The sequence below is a fragment of the Waltera acetigignens genome (assembly GCF_025567015.1).
GTDB classification, from domain to species: Bacteria; Bacillota; Clostridia; order Lachnospirales; family Lachnospiraceae; genus Acetatifactor; species Acetatifactor acetigignens.
In genome coordinates this window covers 250,577-276,282 of record NZ_JAOQJO010000003.1, presented here as the reverse complement: position 1 = coordinate 276,282, position 25,706 = coordinate 250,577, and the positions used below count along the sequence as shown (strand labels likewise).

Genomic DNA, 25,706 nt, shown 5'->3' with positions numbered 1-25,706 from the left:
CTTCTCATTGTAACTATTCAGCCTCTCTTCGCGAAACGCATCTGCGATGGTTCGTCACATGTCTCTGAATAGTTACACTCGGTTATAGTTGATCAGGCATCCCTTCAGGATGATCTGACGTTCTTCGTCGGTCAGCTCTCCCAGCTTCAGGGTGAATTCCTTCATGCCTTCTCCTGTTGTTACCACATATGCCTTAATTTCCTCGGCCTTGTCTTCCACGGCTTTCTTAATACCAGGAATGAACAGGTAATCCAGATTCTTGAAAGGCAGGTCTCCGGGCTGGATCAGGAAAGGAAGCATGCCCCAGTTGATCAGGTTGGAACGATAACGCTTGGTGGCATACTCGTTGGCAATATTTGCCCAGCCGCCTAATACCTTCTGGCAGGAAGCAGCCTGCTCACGGGCAGAGCCGTCTCCGGGCTTCACTGCGAAAATAGTGGAACCGAATCCGGTGTTCTCGCGACTTGCATCGGGATACTGTTTCTTTACTTCACCCATAACATCCTTCAGTACCGGAACTGCCTGACAGGGATGTCCGCCGTTCATACGCTCTTTCTCTGCCTTCTGGATCTCCTTGGCACGTCCTACATACTGCGGATCCTTACGGCTTAAAGTGAACTCTGCCAGTCCCAGAGGATTGGAGCGGTAGGAAGAGGTCTCACCGGATGGAATCAGCTCATCGGTAGTAGTTACGGGATCGTGGATCTCGGATACTACCTGCAGTATCAGATTCTCAGGCAGGGCACCCATAGCGGGCCAGTCCTTGATATTGGGGCCGAACTGGATCTCTACGCTCTCGTCTGCCACACCGTGGGAATCGAAGACACGGTTCTTGTAAATATTGCTATCGAAATGATATTTGTATTTTCCGAAATCTCCATCGAAGTCCGTTGCGGAAGTCAGCACACCCTTGTTGGCTGCGGTGGCTGCGATGGAACGGGCATCCATCAGAGCTACGGAAGCGATCTGGCCGTTCTGCAGCTTGGAGCCTTCACGGTTCGGGAAATTTCTGGTAGAGTGACGGATACTGAATGCGTTATTGGCAGGTGTGTCACCGGCACCGAAGCAGGGACCACAGAACGCAGTCTTCATCACTGCACCGGTCTCTAAGATGGTAGCCGCACAGCCGTTGCGGATCAGCTCCATGTATATGGGCATGGATGCGGGATATACGCTTAAAGTAAACTCATCCGCACCGATGTATCTGCCCTTCAGAATGTCGGCAGCCGCACAGATATTCTCGAATCCGCCGCCGGCACAGCCTGCGATGATACCCTGATCTACAATGAACTTGCCGTTCTTTACTTTATTTTTCAGAGTGAAGTCTACAGCACCGTCCAGACTTACTTTCGCACGCTTTTCCGTCTCATCCAGAATATCCATCAGGTTCGCATTCAGCTCTTCGATGGTGTAAGTATTGCTGGGATGGAACGGCATGGCGATCATAGGACGGATCTTGTCCAGATCCACCTCGATCAATCCATCATAGTATGCCACCTGGCCGGGATTCAGTTCCTTATAGTCTTCGGTACGTCCGTGGATCTCATAGAACTCACGGATCTGGTCATCGGTCTTCCAGATGGAGGACAGACAGGTGGTCTCTGTGGTCATTACGTCAATGCCGATACGGAAATCAGCACTCAGGGAAGCCACGCCGGGACCTACGAATTCCATTACTTTATTTTTTACATAGCCATTCTTGAATACTGCGCCAATGATAGCCAGTGCCACGTCCTGAGGACCTACACCCTTCACGGGAGCACCCTTTAAGTATACGGCTACCACGCCGGGCATGTTGATATCATAGGTCTGGTTCAACAGCTGTTTTACCAGTTCGGGACCACCCTCGCCCATAGCTATGGTACCCAGTGCACCGTAACGGGTATGGGAATCGGAACCCAGGATCATCTTGCCACCGCCGGCTAACATCTCTCTGGCAAACTGATGGATAACTGCCTGATGAGGGGGTACATAGACTCCGCCGTATTTTTTCGCACAGGTCAGACCAAACATGTGGTCATCCTCGTTGATGGTGCCGCCTACGGCACACAGGGAGTTATGACAGTTGGTCAGTACATAGGGCATGGGGAACTTCTGCAGTCCGGATGCTCTCGCGGTCTGGATAATACCTACAAAGGTAATATCATGGCTGGTAAGCTTGTCGAAACGGATCTTCAGCTTGTCCATATTGCCGGAGGTATTATGCTCCTGCAGAATACCATATGCCATGGTGTTTTTCGCTGCTTCTTCTTTGGAGATCGTAATGCCGGTCTTCGCCTGTATCTGACTGGCTGCTTCCGGGGTATCCGCTACGATGTCCGTACCGTTTACCAGGTAAGCGCCGCCCTGTGTTAACTGAATCATGCTCGTCCTCCTGTTATTCCACTTCTTATGCGTAATGTGCATCTAAATGTGCACTCCTTTCATTATACTGGATTGTTTTCTCAGATGCAATGATCTTATAGGATGTTTTTGCCACTGTACCACGCTAAATTTTATTTTTCTCCGGGAACCATTCCTCTTTTGTTCCGGTGTTGCTATAATATCCTCAGAAATTATGCCATTTTCCGAAAATCTATACGAAAACGACAGTTGTCGGCCGAATTCCGGCGGCAGCGGAAAGGAACCTTATGAATGTAGTAATAGCTATCGATTCCTTCAAGGGAAGTATGACCTCCATGCAGGCGGGTTTGAGCGCCGCCACAGGGATCAAACGTGTTTATAAAGATGCTCATATTACCGTCCGTCCTCTGGCGGACGGCGGGGAGGGCACCGTCGATGCTCTGGTAAACGGCTGTGACGGCCGTATGACACAGGTGCAGGTCACAGGCCCTTCCGGTCACCCCGTTGTCTGTCCTTACGGCATCGTCGACGAGACCCATACCGCAATCATTGAAATGTCCGGTGCCGCCGGGATTACCCAGGTCAGCGGAGAGGAAAAGAATCCTCTGAACACCACCACTTACGGTGTAGGCGAAGTCATCAAAGATGCAATCCAGAACGGCTGCCGGCATTTTATTGTCGGTATCGGTGGCAGTGCCACCAATGACGGCGGTGTCGGAATGCTGCAGGCACTTGGCTTTGGCTTTCTGGATAAAAACGGAAATCAGATCCGCTTCGGAGCCAAAGGACTGGAGGATCTGGAATCCATCACTACGGATCATGTGCTTCCCGAACTCAAGGAATGTACTTTCCGCATAGCCTGCGATGTCTCCAACCCGCTCTGCGGAGAGCAGGGATGTTCCGCCATCTACGGACCGCAAAAGGGCGCTACTTCCACTATGATCCTGCAGATGGACAAATGGCTGGCTTATTATGCCGCTCTGGCCAGAGAACAGTTTCCTCATGCCGATGCCAAATATCCCGGTGCCGGTGCTGCTGGCGGTATGGGGTTTGCTTTTCTTACCTTCTGCAATGCCACACTGGAATCCGGTATTAAGATCATTCTGGAAGAAACCCATCTGGAAAAATATATCCGGGATGCAGATGTCGTGATCACCGGGGAAGGCCGCCTTGACGGTCAGACGGTTATGGGAAAAGCTCCCATCGGTGTTGCCAAGATTGCCAAAAAATATGAAAAACCGGTACTTGCTTTTTCCGGCTGCGTGGCCAAAGAGGCCGTTGCCTGCAACGCAGAGGGCATCGATGCCTTTTTCCCGATTCTGCGGAACGTGGTATCCCTGGATGAGGCTATGCATACCGACAATGCCATGACCAATATGGCGGATACCGTAGAGCAGGTATTCCGGGCGCTTCAGATTTTTCACCGTTAAGAATCACAAAAGGACATGACCCACCGGCCATGTCCCTTTGTATGTTTCAATATTGTTTTATTATTCTTCATATCCATTCGGATTGTTCTTCTGCCATCTCCAGGAGTCTTCGCACATCTCTTTGATGCCGTTCTCAGCCTTCCAGCCAAGTTCCTTCTCTGCCAGAGAAGCATCGGAATAGCAGGTGGCGATATCGCCTGCACGGCGGGGTTTGATCACGTAAGGAATCTTCACGCCGGTAGCTGCTTCGAAGTTCTTCACGATGTCCAGAACACTGTAGCCCACACCAGTTCCCAGATTGTAGATCTTCAGTCCTGCATTCTCCTCAATCTTCTTCAGAGCCTTTACGTGGCCCTTTGCCAGATCAACGACATGGATGTAGTCACGTACACCGGTTCCGTCGGGGGTATCGTAATCATCACCGAAGACACCCAGCTCTTTCAGCTTGCCGACTGCTACCTGTGTGATATAAGGCATCAGGTTGTTGGGGATACCGTTGGGATTCTCGCCAATGGTACCGCTCTTGTGAGCTCCGATAGGGTTGAAGTAACGAAGCAGGATCACATTCCATTCGGGATCTGCCTTCTGGATATCCGTCAGGATCTGCTCCAGCATAGATTTCGTCCAGCCGTAAGGGTTGGTGCACTGTCCCTTGGGGCATTCCTCCGTAATGGGAACAAATGCGGGGTTGCCGTATACGGTAGCGCTGGAAGAGAAGATAATGCTCTTCACACCATGTTTTCTCATGACATCTACCAAGGTCAGGGTACCGGCAATATTGTTCTCATAATATTCCCAGGGCTTCTGTACGGACTCACCGACTGCCTTCAGTCCTGCAAAATGAATGACTGCGTCAATCTGTTCCTTGCTGAAGATCTCTTCCAGAGCTTCACGGTCCAGAATGTCTGCCTTATAGAAAGGAACCTTCTTGCCTGTGATGGCTTCTACTCTGGGGATCACTTTCTCACTTGCATTGCAGAGATTATCCAATACGACTACATCATAGCCTGCCTGCTGTAATTCCACTACGGTATGACTGCCGATGAATCCGGCACCACCTGTTACCAAAATTCTCATACACTCTCTCCTATCCGCCGTGCATAGGACAATACTATTTGTTCACTATGGCGGCTGCACAATCTCTCATCTGTCAGAGCCGGATGAAATTTTTTCTTCGTTTCTTACAGTATCAGATTACTGTAATTCTATCGATTCCTCAATAACCTTATGTTGTGAAAATCTGTCGAAATGTTTACAGCACCACACCATTCTCGGTGAGCAGTTCTCTGGCACTTTCCACAGAGTCCACACCGATCTTGTTCTTGATCGGCGCAAATTCTTTTCTTCTGACTACTTCGAAGGGCAGACAGCTGTCCATCTGATGGATCATATCCAGCACCAGACTCTCGAATTTGTAGCCGTTGGGAGCCTCCGGCTTCACCGGTTCTCCGTTCTCATCCAGATACGGGATCTTCTTCTCTACGATATGCAGGGGCATCTTCTCTGCCATGATCTTTTCCAGATCCTGTACCTTGAACAGATAATTCAGGATCACACCATAATTATACGCGGGTTCTCCCTTCTCATCCTTAGCATTCATCAGTTCATCGGTCAGTTCATAATATTCTACGATAGAAGGTCTGCCATCCTCTAAGCACATAACGCCTACCTTCTCATCCGGTGCATTCTTGCGGACCACCTTGGAGCCTACCACACAATTTTTCTGAATAGTAGCTCCGATGAAGCAGGGATCTGCGATTCGCTGCAATACATTATCCACGGCAAATACATTGATCCACTCAATGCCTTCTCTGTGTACAATGTCCAGCATGCCATTGTTTTTCATGGAAATGAACCAGCCGCCGTTACCATTGGGGGAAGTGGACAGCTTGCCCTTTTCCTCCAGATAGATCTTACCTTCATAATCGGTAGCCGCAGCCATCTCCTGTTTAAAGAAATGCACATATTCCGCATTATATCCGAAGAAATCATGCTCCTTTAAAAAGGCTATGGTCGCATCGTTGTTCTTATCACTGGTCATTACGAACAGATGGATCCAACTGTCTGCCTGATGTACGACTTCCATCAGATTATTGATCAGGCATTCAAAAATATACAGTTCATGAGTCAGTCCCACATTGTACATTCCCTTGGGATTGTCAGATCCCAGTCTGGTGCCCATACCACCGGCCAGAAGGACCGCTGCTACCTTGCCCTGTCGGATCGCTTCGATACCGGTTGCGGTAAATTCCTCCCTGTTTGCTTCGATTTCGTCTAACTGCATGGCAGCCAACGGTGTGATCACTCCTTTTTTTGCCAGATCTTCTTTATGCTTGCAAGCTTCCAGAATGCTCATATCCGTAGTTTCGATCTGATCCAGAATCCCCTGCTTCTCTTCCTCGTTGAGCTCCCCGTAATACTTCAGAACATGTTCCTGACCATACTTTGCAAGCTTCTCCTTAGCCTGTTCCAGTGTCATACTCATATTCCTACCTCCGTTTTATTTTCTCCGACTATTCCACCCCGGGTAACAGTCAATTTTCTCTATTATACTTGATATTTCCTGCGATTGCAAACCTTACTCCCGGGATCGTTCCCGCCCTGTTAAGATTCTGTAAATGCCTTGCAAAGATTCTGTAAATAACCCGACAAAATGGTGTTAAGGGTCGCTCAAAACTATTCACCCGGGGGTATCTGTTTACTATAATACGATATGTAAAGTTTTTGAAGGAATCAGCAAGCACTTTACAGACTGACAAAAAAGCGAGGAATCCATCATGAACATCGGAATTTTAATTATTGCAATCGTAGGCGGTGCTACCGGACTTTTATCCACAGCATATCTGGCAATCAGTTTCCCTGCTGTGCTCCTGTGGAAGCTCTATCGCAGGGTGGTCCACAGAATTCCTCTCACCCAATAAGCTAACTACAAACACTTTCCCTCTAAAAAGGACCCGGAAGCTTTCGCCCGGGTCCCTTGTCGCATTTTCTTATTCTATTTTTATTCCTGTACCGGATCCCAGTTCTCATCCACCAGTGTCGCAGTTACTGTAATTCCCTCCGATGCATTTTCTGCGCGGATCACAAGATAGAACATTCCTTCTTCCGAATCCGCGGCATATTCTGACGGATTCTCCGGCAAAAAGACAGAAAATCCCTCCGGGTACTGCTGCATCTCCAGAAATCCCTTTTCCAGCAGTGCAGTTTTGTAGTCTTCTTTTACTGCATCCCGGTCCCCACAGGAGTACACCTTTATTGAAGCAAAAGTTCCATCTTCGCTGTCTGTCTCCGTACAATCTGAAATCACAGCATCGGGATAGATAATATCCTGCTGCACCGCTTTCAGATATTCCGTTGACATCCGGACACTCTGTAAGATCTCAAAAGTATCTTTTCCATCCTCGGAATGCGCCATGAGTACCAGACTCAAAAGCAAAATGAGCAGATAACTTCCCAGTGCTCCCGCCAGTATTTTCGCAGAAGGATTCTCTGGCTGCCCCAGATTTGTATAAGAAGTGATGATCCAGCCAAAATTTCGGTAGTCCACCGCGGTATTACAGTATTCGCAGACTCCGCCGCCCAAAATGTCCACACTGCCTCCGCAGTTGGGGCATTTGTATTCCCGGAGTGCCCTGCTGTGCTGCGTTACCACATCCTGTCTGCCTTCCAGTTCCAGCCGGATCTCCTCATAACGGTTCCGGATCTTCTTTCCTGTATCCAGTGTCAATCGGGTCCTCACTTCCACGCTGATTCTGTAAGACTCTCCCCGTGTCTCCGCCTCCAGAAAACGCACACCGCAAATGCAACAGTCCACCACATTCTGATACCGTGCCACCACCGTATCCAGATCACAGGATGCGAAAAAGCGTACCTGCTCTACCGTATCCGCCAGATGGATCATTCGCAGCTGGTATTCCAGATTCTGAAGAAAATTACCCGTGGAGAATTCCGGGATTGCGGCCTTTACTTTCGATTCGTCTTGAATTCTCGGCTTTCTGCGAGTCTCCATCACGATCAACATTACAATAAATATAATGAGCATGTAAAACAACGACCGGAAAAATACCGGAGCCAGACCAATTCCCAGCATCATGGCTGCGGCTGCCTTTACCGCATTGTATCCGTTCCTGCCCAACGCCAACAGCAAAAACATAATGCCGCCCGCACAGATGGCCAGTACCGCAAGAGAAATCGCTGTAATTCCCACCACAGCACCGGCTTTCATAAAGTTGGAAATACTTTTCTGTCTTGCGTCCTCCTCCAGAGAAAATCCGGATACCTTTGTTTCAAAATCACTGACGAGAAACTTTGCCCCGCAGGCATCACAGCCATCGATATAGCTGGTCAGTTTTCCCTCATGTCCACAGTTAGGGCAGATAACCATATCTCCCTGCACATCCGCTTTCAAAAAGCTCGCCGCTGCAATCTCCGGTGTCTTTAGGAACGCAATCTTTTTTCCCTTGCGGTAATAAGTCCGTCTCATTTTTACCGGCTGGGTACGGCGGCAGCTATAATCATAACCATCCTTCCAGGGACCATCATAGTCCGCCAGTCGTGCCGGCTCCTGCATCTCCATATCCACCGTCAGTTCCCGCTGCTGCAGTCTTTTTCTGCTCAGGCGCAGACTTTGCCAGAAAGGCTGGGTTGTCTGCTCCATCAGGTTCTGTTCCGCTTCCCCGTTGCCCTGATAGAATGCTTTTAATTCCCCACAGAAGTCTTCTGTCCGTCTCTCGATCTCTTTCCGTGCATCATTCAGAAACTCTGTTGCCATTTCGTTTTTCTCTCCTCATAAGTGATCCTGCCGCGTAAAGGTCCTGATATCTTTTGTATCTTATGTCCCAACTACTTTGTCCCATATAGCTATGTATCCATTATATAAGTTGGTACCCGGTATTTCAAGACACTTTCCCGTATAGAATGATTTGCCTCATCGAATATCTAGTGCTGGTGCAGATACTTCTCTCTGGTAGCCAGTCCGCCGCGGATATGACGCTCGGATTTATTCACATCCAATACCTTCCGCGCCTGCTTCGCCAACGCCGGATTCACCTGGGCCAGCCGCTCCGTCACATCCTTATGTACCGTGCTTTTGCTGATGCCGAAGGCCTTGGCAGTCTGCCGTACCGTGGCGTTGTGGTCGATGATATAGCCCGCTATCCCTATAGCTCGTTCTTCAATATAGTCTTTCAAAGGAAAACCCCTCAGGATACTTTTTTACAGTGTATGAAAGTATCTGAGGGGTTATGATAGGGATTGTATTTATCTCTCCAATTATATTATTGCTTTCTTTTATCTATGGATACATAAGTAGTGTATGCCTATATTCAACAACAATTTTCCTATGGTTCTGTTACCTCCTAGTCTACCATATGTCTTAAATACATATATGCAAAAGGAGGAATGCTCATAGTTTGCATGAACATTCCTCATCTTTCAAGCTATGTCATCTGTCACCTTACTCTTATCCTCTAAGTCAATATCTATTTGAATTCCAAGTAATTTGCTTTCTGGTGCATCATCGTTGAGTTCCAGAATAACATTATCCCTAACAATATTTTTATAGTCTTCTGTACTCATTATACCCTCAAACGATTCAAGTGCATCCTCATTAATAGTACATATATATTGAAAATCTTTTTTACAGCATGTTTCATATACTATTCTAAAAAGAGTCTCCCTTTGTCTTGGATCCATATTAGCAAACAATCTACTATCATGAGCAATAAATCTCATCTTGCTTATCTCACAATTCAAAATCAACCAGTCAAAGCAAAACATTCTTACTTCATTCACCCCATCAGAGGAGTCGTCTTCTATACGTGCTTCTAATGAATATCGCAACAAATTTTCTCCAGTATTATTTTTTATAACCAATCCACTTTTTTTCTTGGGATAAAAGCGTTTGGCATATTCCCAATACTTATTTCGTAATTCTTCCAAATACCCGCTTTCCTCATCAAGATACTCATCTGTTGCCTTATCTTGCTTTATCATTTCCTCCTTAATTCTCCGTTTATTTTCTCGATATGTCTTCAAAATTTTTTGATATTCCTGTATCCTGTTCAATTCATTCTGTAAAGATGATAATTGTTTTGTCAATGCCACATATTCTTCCAATGCTCCATGCGAATTCAAATAATCAAGCAATTCATCCATCCTACTTCCAAGTTCTACTATTTTGCTGTCAATTTCCTCTAACGCTCTTTTTTGTTTTGCCAGTTCATTTCGAAGGCGTACGTTTCTTGTAGCCAATAACTCACTATGAAACTGGGTTACCTCCGCAAGACTTCTTTTTACCATCTCTGGAATTTCTATTTGAGCTGCCTCATATATTTTTAGTAACTTTTCCTCTTTTACTTCAGTAGTTTCCTTTGTAGATTCCTCAATATTTTTTATATATGTGCTAACAAGTACTCTTTTATTTTCCAGTTCTTTCTTTTGATAACTCTTTTCATCAGCCTCTTTTTCTAACTCATGATAGTTTTTTGATACTTTGAACACAGATATTTCCTTTGCCAATTCTGCAATTCTATATTCTAAATCTGCAACATCTAATTCTGCATCATTTTTTCCCAAATAGTACTGTCGAAAAAGCGGATCATTTTTTATTGCCTTCTCTGTTGCCGCTGCAGCCACTTGCCTATCGCGAAGTTCCCTTTTAGCAACAATTAGTTCCTTATCTATCCCTAACAAAAAACAATTATTCAAAATTTTACTATAATCGCTTTCTTTAGGAACAAAAGCATCATATATTGAATAACACAGACGAGATTTTCTAACAAATCTTGAAAAAAGAGTTGTCCATGTCATATCTTTGGGTGTTTCTTTTAATCCAAAACAAAGTTCTCTCAATCTCTCCTGAACTTCTTTTGGTTTCAGTATCTCTCCATTAAATTCAATTTTATTTTGATTGCATGTTGATCGCATGCAATAGTGTTCTTTATCATCTATTTGAAATCTTAATGTAAACTCCCACTCTGGAATAACTTTCGCAAAAGATTCAATTTTTCTTGATCCCAAACAAAAATGAATTAAATGTAAAGTTAATGATTTGCCAACGCCATTATATGTATTGCCATCATTCTCATTATGAGGAGTAACCTGTTTCCCTGCAATTATATTAATGCCATCTTTAAAAATAATTGGATGAAAAGATTTTTGATTAGCAGTTAAACTTATCAGTCTCATAACACAGCAATCCCCTTTCATTTTTTTCAATCGCACCAATAATAAACAAATAATCTAAGGCCATAATATATTGATCAAAGGAAAATTTCGTCGAATATCTTTTATTAGAATATTCTTCTTTATAATATTCCCATAAATCATCTATCGTCATAGGTTTAGATAATTGCTGAAGTAGAAAAGCACCAAATCCAAAAAAGGACTCACTTACTGACAATTGTTTTTTCGGTAATATCATATTTTCATCCCTTTCTATATCTAGCCTTATCTACCTTGGTTCTTCAAATATATCACATGTTGAAAAATAATATGCCATCAAAACCCAGACACATGTAAGCATCGACATGGTTCTTTTAGGCACGGAATTTTCCAGAATATAATAGCATCTACAATCTGAAGCATTCTCTTGCTCATCTTCAATAATTTCACATGCCTTTTCATATAAAGCCCTAAACTTTTTTTGTAAAATATCCTTTATTCCCGGATTTTCGTTAAAGTATTGATTTAATAATCCTTCTTGATAGCTCCCTACAGTAAGATTTGCTTCAATTTCTTCACTTAAATTATTAAAGGTTATTTTTTGGACGAAATCTGGTACAACCAATTTTTCTCCAGTACTAATTGGCAATTCTGCATTCAATAAATATCTTACAACTTCATTAAGTGCATCATATTCTATAATACAATCTGACACATCAGGAATAAATCCCACTATCTCCTGCATATCATTTTCATCTAACATGTCAAATTTTCCTTGCAAATCTTTTGCTGTAAAAGTTTCAATTTCTATTTCTGAATATAATGGATTTGATTTCAATTCGAGAGCTTTTTGAATTATTGGTGCTGGCAACCCCTCATATCTATCATTTACGACAAAATAAAATTTCTTAATTGCACATATATTATTCCATTTATCATACAACCCTTTAAAATCTGTTTCTAATTTTTTTACCGCATCACCTACTGTTTTTTCTTTATTAACATCTCTAGGTGCATAAACTTGATAGTAAATACCTGTTTGGCTAACAAATCCATCATTTTTTCTATCACCTATATTACCATATGCTTTAACCGGCTGAAAATTTGGTTCCGCTTTCGTCATAACAAAAACAAAAAAATCTTCAAATGCCTGTCCTTTATACTGTAATATTTTAATTCTAAAAAGTATATCTGCAATATATCTATCACCTTTTTCCAATATAACTATCCCCTTTTTCACTTTTGAATATAACTAAATTATTATAACATGACTTTCATTATTTGGTTTATAAGTTCATACAATTTTTCAAACTTTTTCATTAATAATTTTCTTTCACCTTTTATTGTTCTAATTTATAGATTTCATTTTTCGCAATACGTATCATTCCTCGTAAAACCTTCTACATTGTCACTACCAAATGCGCATATTACGGTATATTACGGTTTTACTAATATTAATTTTTTATAATCTTCCTTACTGCGATATTATTGCCGATATCACTTACTATTCTCATAGCTCGTTCTTCAAAAAAGCTTCTTTTCAATGCAAAAAATATGATTGAAATTGAAATAACCTTATATATTCATGTTATAATTTATTGATTTTGGGGCATGTTCCAATTCATATAAACGTTTAATCATCATATCTATGACGCAGTCATTGTAACATTCATTACGGCTACAATTGCTTGGTATATTGCAAATCTTATAACCCCCATTCACTAAAATTCTTCCTTTTTTATCCTTTGACATAAGTTTTTGCATCCTAATATCCCCTTATTCACAATTATATTTTTACATAGTTCTTGACAATCAAACATCTTCTTGCTACCATTCTAATCAAGAAATGGGTTTTCACCGCACTTATTGTTGTGGCTTGCCCGTTTCTTTTTTCAATTATAAATACATCCTTTATCCGACATAGCAGATTCCTGCACTTGATTTATCATTTCATCATAATATGCCCTATAACGATACGCTGTCCTTCGGCTGATTTGACCTTCTTTTACAATTTCCATAATTGTCATACCCGCTTCATACTTAATTGCAAATTCCTGATAAGAAGCCATCCATGCCGCATTATGCCTTTTACGTCCTCCTAAATTACGTGCCTTAAGACGCTCTATTTCAGCCCTAAGTTCTTCATTTTCTATTTCCAATTCATCAATGTGCGTCATTGCTTCCTCTAAAATGCTTATCACAAATGTCCCTCCATCCTTTTGTGTGTCATTTTGGTTTATGGCACTATTATAATTGCTGACTGCAAATGTGTCAATTTGATTTTTGACACGCAAATACTTTTACTAAAAAACATTACAAGCGCACCTGTTTAAAGACATCAAAACAATAAAAGCACATGAAAAAGATTTTATATTACACTCTTTTTCATGTGCCATTTTCAAAGACATTCGCTATTTTATTATGATAATTACCCTTTGTTATAAACGCTTTTAATATTCTTTTTCTAACTTCCTATAATCCACCTTTCCCATCATTGTCATTGGTAATTCATCTATAAATTCAAAATAGTAAGGAACTGCTCTTTCAGCCAATTTTGTAGTACATAATTCCCTAATCTCACCCTCTATAATTCCCGTATCTCTTTTGCACTCATGTTTCATTACCAAAAATGCTTTCGGGACCTTGCCATTTGCGTTATCCTCTATCCCGATAACTGCACATTCTTCAATATCTGGATGCTGAGTTATGACATTCTCAATCGAAGGTGGAAATATTTTAAAACCATCAAATCTGATAATCATTCTCTCCATCCTACTATCTATAGTAAGCACTCCCTGTTTAGACATATGACCTATATCTCCGGAATGTAACCACACTTTACCGTCCTTATGTCGTTGTAACACTTTATCCGTTAATTCTTTATTTTTAAAATACCCCAACATAACACTTGGACCGGTTACACATATTTCTCCTTGCTCATCATATGTTAATTCTTTATCCGTTCCCGGCTCAAAAATACTGATTATATTTTTTACCAAAGGTATGCCTACACTTCCTATCTTTCTACATGTAGGCATTTCTAAAGTTGCCGTAGATGCAAGTTCCGACATTCCCCAACCTTTATACAATTTTCCTTTAGATTTTTTACGGATTAACTCATCTTCTATCTTCTTTTCTAAATTCTCGTTAATCATATCTCCACCACAACCCAAATTGTGGAAAAAAGAAAGATCTTTCACCGTTTTGCTAGACGTTAAAACTTCATAATTATGAGGTACTGTATTGCAGTGATTAGGTTTATATTTTAAACACAATTTAACCATATTCTCTGCAGTAACTCTAGGTTGCACTATAGTATATAGTCCTAATGACAGCGGCAAATGTACAGACGCAACCATTCCAAATGCTGCAAATGCTGGAATTGCCGTCAAAAATCTCTCCCTTCTATTTAATTCCAGCGAAGTAAGTTTATACTGAAATGCTAGTGCATTCAAGTTATCATTTGATAATAAAATTCCCTTGGGCGTTCCCACCGTTCCACTAGAATGAACCAATAGAGCCGACTTATTTTTTTCGTATTCTACTACTTTACCCTTATTGTTCTCCTCTAATTCACAAAATTTCTTCCATGTAATAAACAAATCATCATGTAGCGATTTCTTTTGCTTTTTCCTGTTTTTTATGTAGTATCCTATCTTAGTAACTGTTGGCATTGAATCCGCCGCCGAAACCAATATCACTTTTTGAATATTTGTCTCAGATATAATTTCCTTAATTTTAAAATAACAGGCATCAAATAGCACCAAAATTTCTGATTCATTTTCCTTCAAGTAAAATTTCAATTGATCTTTATTGGATCGTGGATCCAGCATATCTGAAATTGCCCCTATGCTATTAAGCGCATAAAATGCCACTATTGTTTCTACTGTTGTTGGCATGCAAATACTGACAATATCCCCTTTTCCTACTCCTAATTGCGCAAACTGACTGGCACACTTATTTATTTTATGAAACAGTTCTTCGTAAGTGATTAGTCTTCCAAAATAATTAATTGCCGTTTCATTTAATCTATTTTTATTACAAAGGCAAATATAATCATAGGCCGTCATATGGGGAATTTCCACATTGATTGCCTCATCACTATAGTATTTCAACCATGGTCTATCTATAGAGGGATAACCTGTCATTTCGTTTCTTGCTTCTTTTTTCATTTGAATTTTCTCCTAACATCATCTATTGTTACCACATAAAGTATTCATCTGTGCTGACTACATTACAGCTTCCATTCTTCTTCACAAAAATAATACTTTTGGGATTAGCTTCACCTATCTCTGGTACATGCAGTGTAAGTTCGCATTCATATTCATTTCCATTTTCAAAGGGATCTTTTAATTTGACCCGGATTGTTTGATCTCTGTTAATCAATATTCCATAAGGGAATGCACCTTCTCTATCTGTATAGTAATCCCCATTCCATACTGTTTCGTCAGGCCATTGTACCCATAATTGGACATCCGACAAATATTTCACATTATTAACTGTGCTCTTATCACCATCTGCCACATAGAATATAATCGGCAACAGTGTCTCTGTATGATCACTCATCATTGCCCAGGTAAAGTGATAAGTACCGCCTTCCATATTTTGTGAAGAGATTGTTACTTCCGTGCTTGCCTCCTCATAACCTTCCAACAAAACTATCAACTGAAAAGGAATTCCCTGCGGAATATTTTTAAAAATCATAACGTTATCTTGTAATATATAGTCATGGTATTCAACGCCTACCGTTTTTTCCAATAAATATGCCTTTTTTACAGTATAGTCTTTCAATACGTTACCGTAGCATTGTACTGTTTTTCCGGCATCTTCTAATATTATATTTGTATCTTTAAACGTTACCGCAACATTACCATAGGAAACATTTAAGCTTTCTTCCCATATGCGTTTCACTTCAGCATTATTTCCTATTGGCTCTGTAACCAACTCCACACGAGAATTCTTTTCAACAATTGTTCCGGCAACCGGGTCCTGTTCCATAACATAAATACCATTATCTAACACCAGATTATAGCTCAGGTCATTATTACTAAGAGTATTACAGGCATCACTATAAGTCTTTCCTACTATATCCGGCACCTGTGTAATATTTTTTCGCACAACAGTACAAGTAACCACTATGATTGACACAATAATAATCAATTTTACAACCCAGCTCTTTTTATTTCTTCGTGAACGAATTCTAAATTCTGCAACAATTGCCAATATTCCACTCACAATAGACAAAATCATTGTCACCATGTTCATTGTTTCATCTACTGTCAATATCGCTCTTAAAAACATTTCTCTCATAGTATCTCCCCCCTTTATCAGATGTCATTTTCTGTAAAAACCCTTTTCCTTCTTTCATATTCCGTACGATATAAAAATGCGTTCTTTGAACTCGGAATCAATTTGTCCAAAATTCAAACGCTTCCTGCTGAGAAATAACATTTTTAGTGTGATAAATCATACTCCAGCACTCTTGTCCTATAGATTTATTTACAAAAATGTTACTACATCTCTTTAATCATTCTCTATGCTTCTTATTGTCGTTTTTATTATACGTCTTTTAGTATTCTTTTACAACGATAATATTTACTATAATTAACGCATAAACTAAGTATGGTGATAAAGATGATAAATGTACTGGAACGTATAACAGAATTAAGAGAATCACATCATTGGACAGAATATCAGCTTGCAGAACATTCCGGACTTACGCAGTCCACTATTTCTTCCTGGTATCGTAAGCAAATGCTTCCTACGATTCCTTCTCTTGTAAAAATATGTGATGCTTTCGGAATTACAGTTTCACAGTTTTTCCTGGAAAATGAAGATCAGGCAATCCATCTTACAGAAAAGCAATCCGCACTGTTAACTGCTTCTTCTAAATTGAATTCCGAACAGTATAATGCACTACTGGCATTCCTTGAGCAACTATAAAAAGAAGGATAACCGTGTTCACAGTTATCCTTCTTTTTATCTATTCTATATTCCAAATGAACTGCCTTTTTAATATCTTCTTTAAGCATTCTGTTTTGTTACCACTGTATGTACCGTGCTCTTCGAGATACCGAACGCTTTTGCGGTCTGCCGCACTGTGGCATTGTGGTCGATGATATAGTTGGCTATCCCTATAGCTCGTTCTTCAATATAGTCTTTCAAAGGAAAACCCCTCAGGATACTTTTTTACAGTGTATGAAAGTATCTGAGGGGTTATGATAGGGATTCTGTTTGATTTCATTATAGCTGGTCGATTTCCTGCCAGGCTTCTTCTATGGTGTATACTTCACCGGCTTTCATGCTACTGATACCTTCGGCAAGTTTTTCATAGAGTAGCTTACTATCCTCTGTTTTAATATTTTCTTGTGTTTTTTCGTTCATGTGCTTTTCCTTGATTTCCTACTATGAGCCTGTCTTACATTAAAACATTCCTTATCCAACTGCAATACTTACACTTTGGGCTGTATATGGATAGCTATCAGCATACATCGTCTCTGGAGCAATATCAATGTCTCCGTTCATCCATGTCATAACACCATGAAAAATATTAAAATCTTCTAATACCTTTTCATCCTTCAATGGTTCAAACGCTGATCCCTTCAATAGCGTTGTATCAAAAAGCCGTTGCTCTCCTGTAGAAAACGTGAGTAATAACATACCCCCACGTAAAACCTTCGCTTCTTTTACTTTGATATTCTGTGTTTTCTCTCCTGCGTAACATACATCATCAATAATATACATTCAAAGTACCTCCTTACATGGGAGCAATCTTATCAAAATGTTCACCACGTACTGCCAGATTCCATGCTTTATATGCTTCCTCCTCATGGAATGCCAGCCACCCGACCACCATTTTTAGTTGTTTTTTGGGAAGAGCTCCTGCCAATAATTCCCCGTCAATTCCTACAGCAGCCTCATAATCTCCATAATACACATGTACATGAGGCTTATTATGCTGTTTTGTATCCATAAACAGCATATAAATAACCATTCCACCAAATCTGCTGAGTTCCGGCATTGTTCTCCTCCTCGTTTCTTTTGTATTATTATACCATTTCCCATTATATTTCAAAAGTCAAAGAATCTATTTTTCCCATTTTTATTTTATGAGCCAGGTAATATTCTTTCAAAGGAAAACCCCTCAGGATACTTTTTTACAGTTTATGAAAGTATCTGAGGGGTTATGCATCCTGACAATTAAGCCGCTATTTGACAATTATTTTGTTTCAAAATATAATAGTTGTACTTTGCAAGTATCCATTTTGAACATACGGGAGGGTTTTTTTGTGAAAGAGTCAAAGCTCCGGCTGCGTTCCGCCGGTTTACTTTCTGTTGCGGCAGGATTTATGTTGTTTCTTTATGCTCCATTGGAAATTTATTTTAATAACAAATATGAATTCTGGTTTGATTTTTATGATCTGATCCCGCTCTGTCTGTTGATGTTTGCGGTATTTACGGGTGTCAGCTTCCTGCTGGCTTTCATCGTTTCGAAGATAAATACCAGGCTATATCATGGATTTCTCACAGTTTATCTGATTGCGTTCCTCTGCACTTATATTCAGGGCAATTTCATGATAGGCAATCTGCCTCACCTGGATGGAAGTACGGTGGATTGGGCACAGTATTCCGGATTGCGTATCGGCTCCGTTGCTCTCTGGGTGGCAGTCACGGTTCTGGTGATACTGGCGGTGAAAAAGCTGTCCCTTACAAAGGTGGCAGATGCAGCAGGTACTGTCAGCGGGCTGATCAGTCTGGTTCTGTTGGTGACTCTTGTAACGCTAGGGTTCACAAAACAGGGCCTGGAACACAAATTTTCTATGATCAACACCACCTATGGGGAACTGGAAATGTCTACCGATCAAAACCTTGTACTTCTGGTTCTGGACACAGTAGACGGAGACATCATGTCACAGGTGATCGAACACCATCCCGAATATAAGGAAACTCTTTCTGATTTTACTTATTATAATAATACGATGTCGGCCTATCCATTCACCGTATATTCAATTCCTTACCTCTTCTCCGGCGAATGGTATGAGGATCAGGAAGAATTTATCGAATATGCAAAGAGAGTCTATCGGGAAGCTCCTTTCTTTGATGATCTGGAAGCCAGAGGATACCGCATGGGAATGTATGAGGAGGACGCTTACCGTCTGGAAGAAAGCATGTTCCGATTTGAAAATATGATCGACACGACCCCCACGATCTCTTCCATTGCACAATTTATGAAACTGGAAATCAAGCTGGTCGGATTCAAATACATGCCTTTTGATCTCAAACGCTTCTGCCTCACCATCCCGGCGGAATTCAATTCACTGGAGAAGACCGATGATATCAGTGATTACGAACTCTTTTCTTCCGACAATCAGGTCTTCTATACCTACCTGAAAAAGACACCGGTAACACTGACCGATGACAAATGCTTCAGATTCATCCATCTGGTAGGCGCCCACAGTCCCTGGCATCAGGATGCACAGATGAACGAGATTGAAAACGGCACCTACGAACAAAGCATTGAAGCCAGCATGACAATCGTGGCTACGTATCTGCAAAAACTGAAAGACAGCGGTGTCTATGATAATACGGCCATTATGATCCTGTCGGACCACGGATACAACATTGAGGATGATGACAGTTCCGAGAAACGGCAGCATCCTATTCTGTTCGTAAAGGGTGTCGGTGAGCATTATGATGAGCTACAGATTTCCTCTGCTCCCATTTCCCAATCTGATTATCTGGAAGCCTACACACGACTTCTGGATGGCAAACAGGGGGATGCCATCTTTGATTACAAGGAAGGAGATGCCAGAGAACGACGTTTCCTGTTCTATGATTACGATGAGCCCACTCATTTTTATGAGTATATGCAGACCGGATATGCCGGAGATGTAGACACGATGTACTTCACCGGTGTGGAAATCACACCATAATGGTCTCACTCCGAAATAATCACTTGCATTATCTTCTCTAAAAGGTATAATGTTTATAACAGCCTTGTTTTTAACAAATATTGCACGTACATACGAGAAGGAGGTTCTTATGAAATTATCAAAAATCGAACAGGTAAACGAGTTTCTTGCTATTGTTGACAGTTGTAAAGGGGATGTTACTTTAAGATCCGTAGACGGTGATATTTTTAATCTGAAGAGCAAACTTTCCCAATATATTGCCATTGCTGCTTTGCTTGGTCAGCATGGTGATGAACTTGAGTTATTCTGCTCAGACAGCTCTGATGAGGGAAAATTCATGAATTTCCTGATTGAAAATCCCGGTGTACAATAGTTTCACTTATAAATAATATACTATAATAACAAAGCACTCCCATTAATGATCAAACCGGGAGTGCTTTTGTTGTTACTTTAAGATGTAGTTTCACAGCAGCTGCAGCAATCTCCGGTTTTTGTGGTAGCAGAAGATCCGGTCAGACAGCATCTCTCCTTCTCCGTAGACGGCATTGATATGCTGTACGGAGGAACGGATCTCCTGTACACCGGTGCAGTCTACGGGATGCAGGATTGCTTCATGTACGCTTGGAAAGACTACATAGTAGTCCCCGCCCAGTTTCTCCGCCAGGATTGCTTTTACCCCGGGATAGAAAAAGGCCACAGCCCCATGGATTCTGGCAGTAGTGGTGAGGAGATATCCTCTCTGTCCCTCCCTGTGGTTCCAGGGGCTGATCCAGGTCTGACGCCCTTCCTCTTCCGGCAGCAGAATGCCTTCCTCATAGGGAAAAAACTTTCTCCTGTCATCTCCCAGAAACAATCTGGGCGGCATCTTGCGGCAGGTGTTCATCATGGCTTCCGTGATCAACTGGTCTTCCGTAAGCTTCCATGGCAGTACCATACCGCGGGACACCTGTATGGTCAGACTGCTTCCGGTCTTCTCACTGGTCAACAGATGCAGCACCAGCGCCACATCTCCAATCTTACGATAGATGGCATTGCCAAGCTCCTGCCTGCACCGTTCATAATTCACCGGACGCACGATCATATGCCTTCTGCAGACAGCATAGCTCAGATTCTCCCCGGAGAGTACGATGTCCTCTTCTTCATCGTCCTCCGTCAGGCCCGCCGAGATCTCCGGTAAAATACTCTGCCATCCTTCCTGTCCGTATCGCTCATACAAAGGCCGTATCAGCCAGTGCTGTATATATTCTCTTTTTCCACGCATCCATAATGCGCAGAGCATATCTTCACGTATCATGATCTGTTCTCTTCCATACATACATCGGTTCATAATATTCATGATATGAACCGCCATCGGATCACCGCATACCATGTGCCGTTCCAGCAGGCGTATGGTCTTGCCCCGTGCCGTTTCCATGTTCTGCACATTCCAACGCAATTCCTTCTTAAATTCTTCGTATGTCATTGATCCCCCATTATTTTCTCCCTGCAAAAGCAGAGAACTGATCCGTAAATTTGCGTACAAAAATAAAAGGTACTATTAAAAAAATCGTTGGAAATCCCGGCCGAACGGCCTATTTAGAATTCTTATTTCAGAGATTTACAGTTTCCGAAACCATCCGGATTTCGGATAACTCCACCCTATCATAGATAGATTGCTTTGTCTATATGCGATTTCACCAAGGATATCTTTTGTCAAATTTCACGAAAAAATAATTTCAAAAAGAAAAAAAGTCCCCGTTTTCCGCAAAAACAGGGACTTTACAAATGTCAAATATGAAATTACACAACGCGTCGTACTGCCAGGATCGGACGGTAATTGGCATTGCTGATCTTGATACCAGTACGCTGTGTGCTGGCATGCACGATCAGCCCGCCGCCAATATACATAGCCACATGACCGTCATAACAGATCAGATCTCCCGGCTGTGCATTGCTGTAGTCCACACCGGTACCGCAGCTTCTCTGCTCATAGGACGTACGGGGAATGCTGTAACCGAAATCACTGTAGACGCGGAAGGTAAATCCGGAACAATCCGCACCATTCGTCAGGCTGGTACCGCCCGCCACATACGGATTACCTATGTACTGACAGGCATATTTTGCAAGACGCTTTCCCATATCACTGCCGGAGGCACTTTCGATGACTGAGGTATAATTGGTCGTTGCATAAGTGCCGGTGGCTGCGGCAGTATTTCCCTGCTGTGCCTTCGCCTGCAGCTGTTTTAACTGTTTTTGTTCCTGTTGCAACAGTGCCTTCGCTACGGAAGCCTCCTGCTTTGCCTTCTTGATCTCCGCATCATAGTTGGCGGATTCCTGCTTTTTCTTGGCCAGCATCACATCCAGTTCCGATTTCTGGTTCTCCAGATCCGCCTTATCGGCTTCCAGCTGATCCTTATCGACCTGCAGCTGGGTCTTCTCTTCTTCCAGCTGGTTCCACAGCGCCAGTACCTGTTCCTTGGTCTCCTCGTATTCCTGCAGTTTCTGACGGTCATACTCGTAAACGCTCTCCACGAAGTCCATCCGGTTCAGCATACCACTCAGGCCACCGCCCTGTAACAGAAGGTTCACATAATTCTCCGAAGAATCATTTTCATACATCATGCGCATCCGACTGACCATATCGTCATGCTGCTGTTCTTCCTGCGCCTTGGCAATATTGTACTCTTCCTGGGTCTGATCAATCTGGATCTGCTTGTCGGCAAGTTCCGTTTCCTTCGCTGCGATCTCATCTTCCTTCATGCCGATACTGGTCATGGTGTTGATGATCTCCGCATTCAGGTCATCAATCTTCTCCTGCACCAGATCCTGTTCATCCTGCAGGGAATTGATCTGGCTGTTGATATTGTTCAGCTGGTTCTGATGTTCTTTAATGTTGTTCTGCAGATCACTCATGGAAGGTGCTGCCTGCACCGTCTCCGCGGGAGATTCCCAGACAGAGCCGGTGGCTGTCAGCGTCACCGCTGCCAGAAGAAAATAACATAAAAACTTTCTTTTTGCTCTATTTACTTTTCTGCCAGCAGTTTTTTTCTTCATAGGTAGAGTTACTCCATTACAATAATGTCAGGCTCAAAAGTCCCGGGCTTGGATGCCTACGGATTGTTCCGTGCTACGCACTCCCACTTCTCCGCTCCGCTTCGGTCCGTGCTAAACATGTGCCACTGGATAGCACCCTACCCAATATTCGCATATCGTGGGATTAGCATCATATATTATAGGTCGCAGTTATTTACGGTACGAGGGAAGGGGATAACGTCACGGATATTGCCCATTCCGGTGATATACATTACACAGCGCTCGAAGCCCAGTCCGAAGCCTGCATGACGTGCGGAGCCGTAGCGGCGCAGATCCAGATAGAACTGATAATCTTCCTTATTCAGTCCCAGCTCTTCCATACGCTTCTCCAGGATCTCCAGATTGTCTTCACGCTGGCTGCCGCCAATGATCTCGCCGATACCGGGTACCAGGCAGTCCATAGCAGCCACAGTCTTGCCATCCTCGTTCAACTTCATGTAGAATGCCTTAATCTCCTTCGGATAATCGGTTACGAATACAGGTCTCTTAAATTCCTTCTCGGTCAGGTATCTCTCATGCTCGGTCTGCAGATCGCATCCCCAGAATACCTTGTAATCGAACTCATCGTTGTGCTTCTCCAGGATCTTGATAGCCTCAGTGTAGGTCACATGACCGAAATCCGAGTTGACCACATGCTGCAATCTTTCGATCAGTCCCTTATCCACGAACTGATTGAAGAATGCCATCTCTTCGGGCGCATTTTCCAGCACATAGCGGATCACATATTTTAACATGCTCTCTGCCAGGATCATATCATCCTTCAGATCTGCAAAACAGATCTCCGGCTCGATCATCCAGAACTCTGCCGCATGACGGGTGGTGTTGGAATTCTCGGCACGGAAAGTCGGTCCGAAAGTATATACGTTCTTGAATGCAAAAGCATAAGTCTCTACATCCAGCTGTCCGCTTACGGTCAGGTTTACAGGCTTACCGAAGAAGTCCTGGGTGTAATCTACTTTGCCGTCTTCTGTCTTAGGTACATTGTTCATATCCAGAGTGGTCACCTGGAACATTTCACCGGCACCTTCACAGTCACTGCTGGTGATCAGAGGAGTATGCACATAGACAAATCCTCTCTCCATGAAGAAGGTGTGGATTGCATAAGCGATCAGGGATCTGACACGGAACACTGCCTGGAAAGTATTGGTACGTGCTCTCAGATGAGAGATGGTACGCAGATACTCAAAGGAGTGACGCTTTTTCTGTAAGGGATAATCCGCAGTAGAAGGTCCTTCCACGATCACTTCCGCTGCCTGCATCTCAAATGCCTGCTTTGCCTCGGGGGTAGCCACGATGGTGCCGCGGATCACAACTGCCGCACCTACATTGATCTTGCAGATCTCCTGGAAGTTCGCAAGTCCGTCACCATATACTACCTGCAAAGGCTCAAAAAAGGTTCCGTCGTTGATCACCAGGAAACCGAAGTTCTTGGAGTCACGATTGTTCCTCACCCAGCCGCCTACGGTGATCTCCTTGCCGATATAGACGTCCTTTTCCCGGTGAAGTTCTCTGATGTCTGTTAATTCCATAATTTTTCCTATCCGCACGCTGCGACGTGCTCTATCTGAACCGGCCCGCATCCTATTCGCCGGTCACATACTATTTTTAAAATTTAATTGTTGGTGATCTTTGCGTTCTCTACCAGATAATCTGTCACTTTATCATAGAGGAAATACTCTCTGTAGTCTTCCTTGGAGGTCTCGCCGATATACTCCTCGATAGTGTCATAGCCTGCTGCTGTAGCACGATCCAGCAGGATCTGATCCAGTTCTTCATCACTGATGTTCAGGTTTTCTCTGTTGGCCACTGCCTGCAGGGCAATATCCTGCTTTGCTGCCTCCTCAGAATAGGTAGCCAGGAAAGATGCCAGATCCTGTCCATAATAATACTGGGTAAATGTGTCTGCGTCCACGCCGTAAGAAGATGCCATGGAGGTGATGCTGCTCTCTGCGGCATCGGAATATTTCTGTACCAGTGCTTCCGGTACGGAGGTAAAAGTGTTGTTTGCCATAAATGCATCCATCACTGCCTGCTGTACATTGGTCTCATAATTCTGCTGTGCATTCTCATTCAGATAATCATAAGCGTACTGACGGAGTTCTTCCTCGTTCGTCACACCATCGATACCGAAGTTACTGATGACTTCATCACTGAATTCCCCATCCTGTGCGGGCTGAATATAATTTACCGTTACCGTAAATACCACAGCCTGTCCTGCCAGATCGGATTTTCCGTAATTCTCCGGGAATGTAAGATTCAGATCCACTGTCTCTCCGGGCATCACGCCGATCAGTCCATCCTCGAATCCGGCAATAAAGCTTCCGGAACCGATGGTCAGATCGTATCCCTGTGCGGTACCGCCGTCAAATGCCACGTCATCCTTTTTGCCTTCGTAATCGATGTTTACGGTGTCTCCGGTCTCCACGGCACGATCCATAATCCCGCCGTTCTCTGCGGTAATATTTTCATAATATACATTATTGACCAGACTGTCCCACTCATCCTCATCTACTTCCACGGTGTCTACGGATACTTCCAGCCCCTTGTACTCGCCCAGTGTCACATACTTGTCCACATCCATATCCTTCAATGCAGTACTTTCTGCTCCGGCGCCGGTCGCTGCATCCGTGCCGTCTCCTGTATCCTTTGCTCCGCAGCCCGCCAGCATACACATGCTTAAAACCGCTGCCAGAAATCCTAATGTCTTTTTCTTCATTCTAATACTTCCTATACCTTTCATTTTGTGCCTACCATGCGAAATGCATCATAGCACCGCCCATTATAA

The 25,706-nt window shown here is 42.9% G+C and carries 23 protein-coding genes and 1 pseudogene; 5 read left to right on the top strand and 19 right to left on the bottom strand.

The annotated features are described in order from the left end of the window. Positions 1 to 72: 72 nt before the first annotated feature. Positions 73 to 2,364, bottom strand: coding sequence for a hydratase (locus OCV96_RS05505; RefSeq protein WP_262593743.1), 2,292 nt, complete (start codon positions 2,362 to 2,364; stop codon positions 73 to 75). Positions 2,365 to 2,630: 266 nt separating this feature from the next. On the opposite strand from OCV96_RS05505, the gene OCV96_RS05500 reads away from it, so the two are divergent. Further along, a complete protein-coding gene (locus OCV96_RS05500) occupies positions 2,631 to 3,773 on the top strand; it encodes a glycerate kinase family protein (RefSeq protein ID WP_262593741.1) in 1,143 nt (380 codons plus the stop codon). Between the two features lie 60 nt (positions 3,774 to 3,833). Here the strand turns inward: OCV96_RS05500 and galE are convergent, their stop codons facing one another. Further along, positions 3,834 to 4,850: a UDP-glucose 4-epimerase GalE gene (gene galE / locus OCV96_RS05495; RefSeq protein WP_022153306.1), complete on the bottom strand. Its 1,017-nt coding sequence runs from the start codon at positions 4,848 to 4,850 to the stop codon at positions 3,834 to 3,836. Between the two features lie 175 nt (positions 4,851 to 5,025). Next, on the bottom strand, positions 5,026 to 6,252 hold the full coding sequence (locus tag OCV96_RS05490; RefSeq protein WP_227063694.1) for a UTP--glucose-1-phosphate uridylyltransferase: 1,227 nt from the start codon (positions 6,250 to 6,252) through the stop codon (positions 5,026 to 5,028). A 298-nt stretch (positions 6,253 to 6,550) separates the two neighbouring features. On the opposite strand from OCV96_RS05490, the gene OCV96_RS05485 reads away from it, so the two are divergent. Then, entirely contained in the window at positions 6,551 to 6,694 is a 144-nt protein-coding gene (locus tag OCV96_RS05485; RefSeq protein ID WP_022153308.1) for a hypothetical protein, read from the top strand. Positions 6,695 to 6,774: 80 nt separating this feature from the next. Here OCV96_RS05485 and OCV96_RS05480 read toward each other — a convergent pair whose 3' ends face one another. The 8 genes from OCV96_RS05480 to OCV96_RS05445 form a co-directional block, all read right to left on the bottom strand. Next, complete coding sequence (locus OCV96_RS05480) at positions 6,775 to 8,544, bottom strand: TFIIB-type zinc ribbon-containing protein (RefSeq protein ID WP_227063641.1); 1,770 nt, start codon at positions 8,542 to 8,544, stop codon at positions 6,775 to 6,777. A 167-nt stretch (positions 8,545 to 8,711) separates the two neighbouring features. Next, entirely contained in the window at positions 8,712 to 8,963 is a 252-nt protein-coding gene (spoIIID, locus tag OCV96_RS05475; protein WP_118501909.1) for a sporulation transcriptional regulator SpoIIID, read from the bottom strand. Positions 8,964 to 9,206: 243 nt separating this feature from the next. Continuing rightward, the gene (locus tag OCV96_RS05470; protein ID WP_262593740.1) at positions 9,207 to 10,961 is read right to left on the bottom strand and encodes a DUF2326 domain-containing protein; all 1,755 of its coding nucleotides are present in this window, start codon (positions 10,959 to 10,961) and stop codon (positions 9,207 to 9,209) included. After that, positions 10,936 to 11,196 (bottom strand): ABC-three component system middle component 6, encoded by a 261-nt coding sequence (locus tag OCV96_RS05465; protein ID WP_262593739.1) that lies wholly within the window; start codon positions 11,194 to 11,196, stop codon positions 10,936 to 10,938. The genes OCV96_RS05470 and OCV96_RS05465 overlap by 26 nt, the downstream gene beginning before the upstream one ends. A gap of 30 nt (positions 11,197 to 11,226) precedes the next feature. After that, positions 11,227 to 12,156, bottom strand: a complete 930-nt coding sequence (locus OCV96_RS05460; RefSeq protein WP_262593738.1) for an ABC-three component system protein — start codon at positions 12,154 to 12,156, stop codon at positions 11,227 to 11,229. A 673-nt stretch (positions 12,157 to 12,829) separates the two neighbouring features. Beyond that, entirely contained in the window at positions 12,830 to 13,138 is a 309-nt protein-coding gene (locus OCV96_RS05455; protein WP_262593737.1) for a helix-turn-helix domain-containing protein, read from the bottom strand. Between the two features lie 249 nt (positions 13,139 to 13,387). Further along, positions 13,388 to 15,109 carry a class I adenylate-forming enzyme family protein gene (locus OCV96_RS05450; protein ID WP_262593735.1) on the bottom strand — a complete coding sequence of 574 codons (1,722 nt, stop codon included), beginning with the start codon at positions 15,107 to 15,109 and terminating at the stop codon, positions 13,388 to 13,390. A gap of 28 nt (positions 15,110 to 15,137) precedes the next feature. Then, positions 15,138 to 16,247 carry a PASTA domain-containing protein gene (locus OCV96_RS05445; protein WP_262593734.1) on the bottom strand — a complete coding sequence of 370 codons (1,110 nt, stop codon included), beginning with the start codon at positions 16,245 to 16,247 and terminating at the stop codon, positions 15,138 to 15,140. A gap of 324 nt (positions 16,248 to 16,571) precedes the next feature. Here OCV96_RS05445 and OCV96_RS05440 point away from each other — a divergent pair, with 324 nt between their 5' ends. Continuing rightward, a complete protein-coding gene (locus OCV96_RS05440) occupies positions 16,572 to 16,880 on the top strand; it encodes a helix-turn-helix domain-containing protein (protein ID WP_262593733.1) in 309 nt (102 codons plus the stop codon). Positions 16,881 to 16,976: 96 nt separating this feature from the next. Here the strand turns inward: OCV96_RS05440 and OCV96_RS05435 are convergent. The 4 genes and pseudogenes from OCV96_RS05435 to OCV96_RS05420 form a co-directional block, all read right to left on the bottom strand. Then, positions 16,977 to 17,102: pseudogene (locus OCV96_RS05435) on the bottom strand (sporulation transcriptional regulator SpoIIID); the annotation flags it as partial. A 78-nt stretch (positions 17,103 to 17,180) separates the two neighbouring features. Then, a complete protein-coding gene (locus OCV96_RS05430; RefSeq protein ID WP_262593732.1) occupies positions 17,181 to 17,321 on the bottom strand; it encodes a hypothetical protein in 141 nt (46 codons plus the stop codon). A 51-nt stretch (positions 17,322 to 17,372) separates the two neighbouring features. Beyond that, positions 17,373 to 17,681 carry a DUF2442 domain-containing protein gene (locus tag OCV96_RS05425; protein WP_262593731.1) on the bottom strand — a complete coding sequence of 103 codons (309 nt, stop codon included), beginning with the start codon at positions 17,679 to 17,681 and terminating at the stop codon, positions 17,373 to 17,375. Positions 17,682 to 17,694: 13 nt separating this feature from the next. After that, a complete protein-coding gene (locus OCV96_RS05420) occupies positions 17,695 to 17,958 on the bottom strand; it encodes a DUF4160 domain-containing protein (protein ID WP_227732704.1) in 264 nt (87 codons plus the stop codon). Positions 17,959 to 18,226: 268 nt separating this feature from the next. Here OCV96_RS05420 and OCV96_RS05415 point away from each other — a divergent pair, with 268 nt between their 5' ends. Both OCV96_RS05415 and OCV96_RS05410 read left to right on the top strand, forming a co-directional pair. After that, positions 18,227 to 19,870, top strand: a complete 1,644-nt coding sequence (locus OCV96_RS05415; RefSeq protein WP_227064276.1) for a sulfatase-like hydrolase/transferase — start codon at positions 18,227 to 18,229, stop codon at positions 19,868 to 19,870. Positions 19,871 to 19,979: 109 nt separating this feature from the next. Further along, the gene (locus OCV96_RS05410) at positions 19,980 to 20,222 is read left to right on the top strand and encodes a polya polymerase (RefSeq protein WP_262593730.1); all 243 of its coding nucleotides are present in this window, start codon (positions 19,980 to 19,982) and stop codon (positions 20,220 to 20,222) included. 90 nt (positions 20,223 to 20,312) lie between these two features. Here OCV96_RS05410 and OCV96_RS05405 read toward each other — a convergent pair whose 3' ends face one another. From OCV96_RS05405 to tig, 4 genes are all read right to left on the bottom strand, one after another. Next, entirely contained in the window at positions 20,313 to 21,311 is a 999-nt protein-coding gene (locus OCV96_RS05405) for a DUF5688 family protein (protein ID WP_118538564.1), read from the bottom strand. A 317-nt stretch (positions 21,312 to 21,628) separates the two neighbouring features. Then, a complete protein-coding gene (locus OCV96_RS05400; protein ID WP_262593729.1) occupies positions 21,629 to 22,882 on the bottom strand; it encodes a C40 family peptidase in 1,254 nt (417 codons plus the stop codon). 176 nt (positions 22,883 to 23,058) lie between these two features. After that, a complete protein-coding gene (asnS, locus tag OCV96_RS05395; RefSeq protein WP_117466426.1) occupies positions 23,059 to 24,450 on the bottom strand; it encodes an asparagine--tRNA ligase in 1,392 nt (463 codons plus the stop codon). Between the two features lie 83 nt (positions 24,451 to 24,533). Next, positions 24,534 to 25,637, bottom strand: a complete 1,104-nt coding sequence (gene tig, locus OCV96_RS05390; protein WP_227064280.1) for a trigger factor — start codon at positions 25,635 to 25,637, stop codon at positions 24,534 to 24,536. Positions 25,638 to 25,706: the final 69 nt, after the last annotated feature.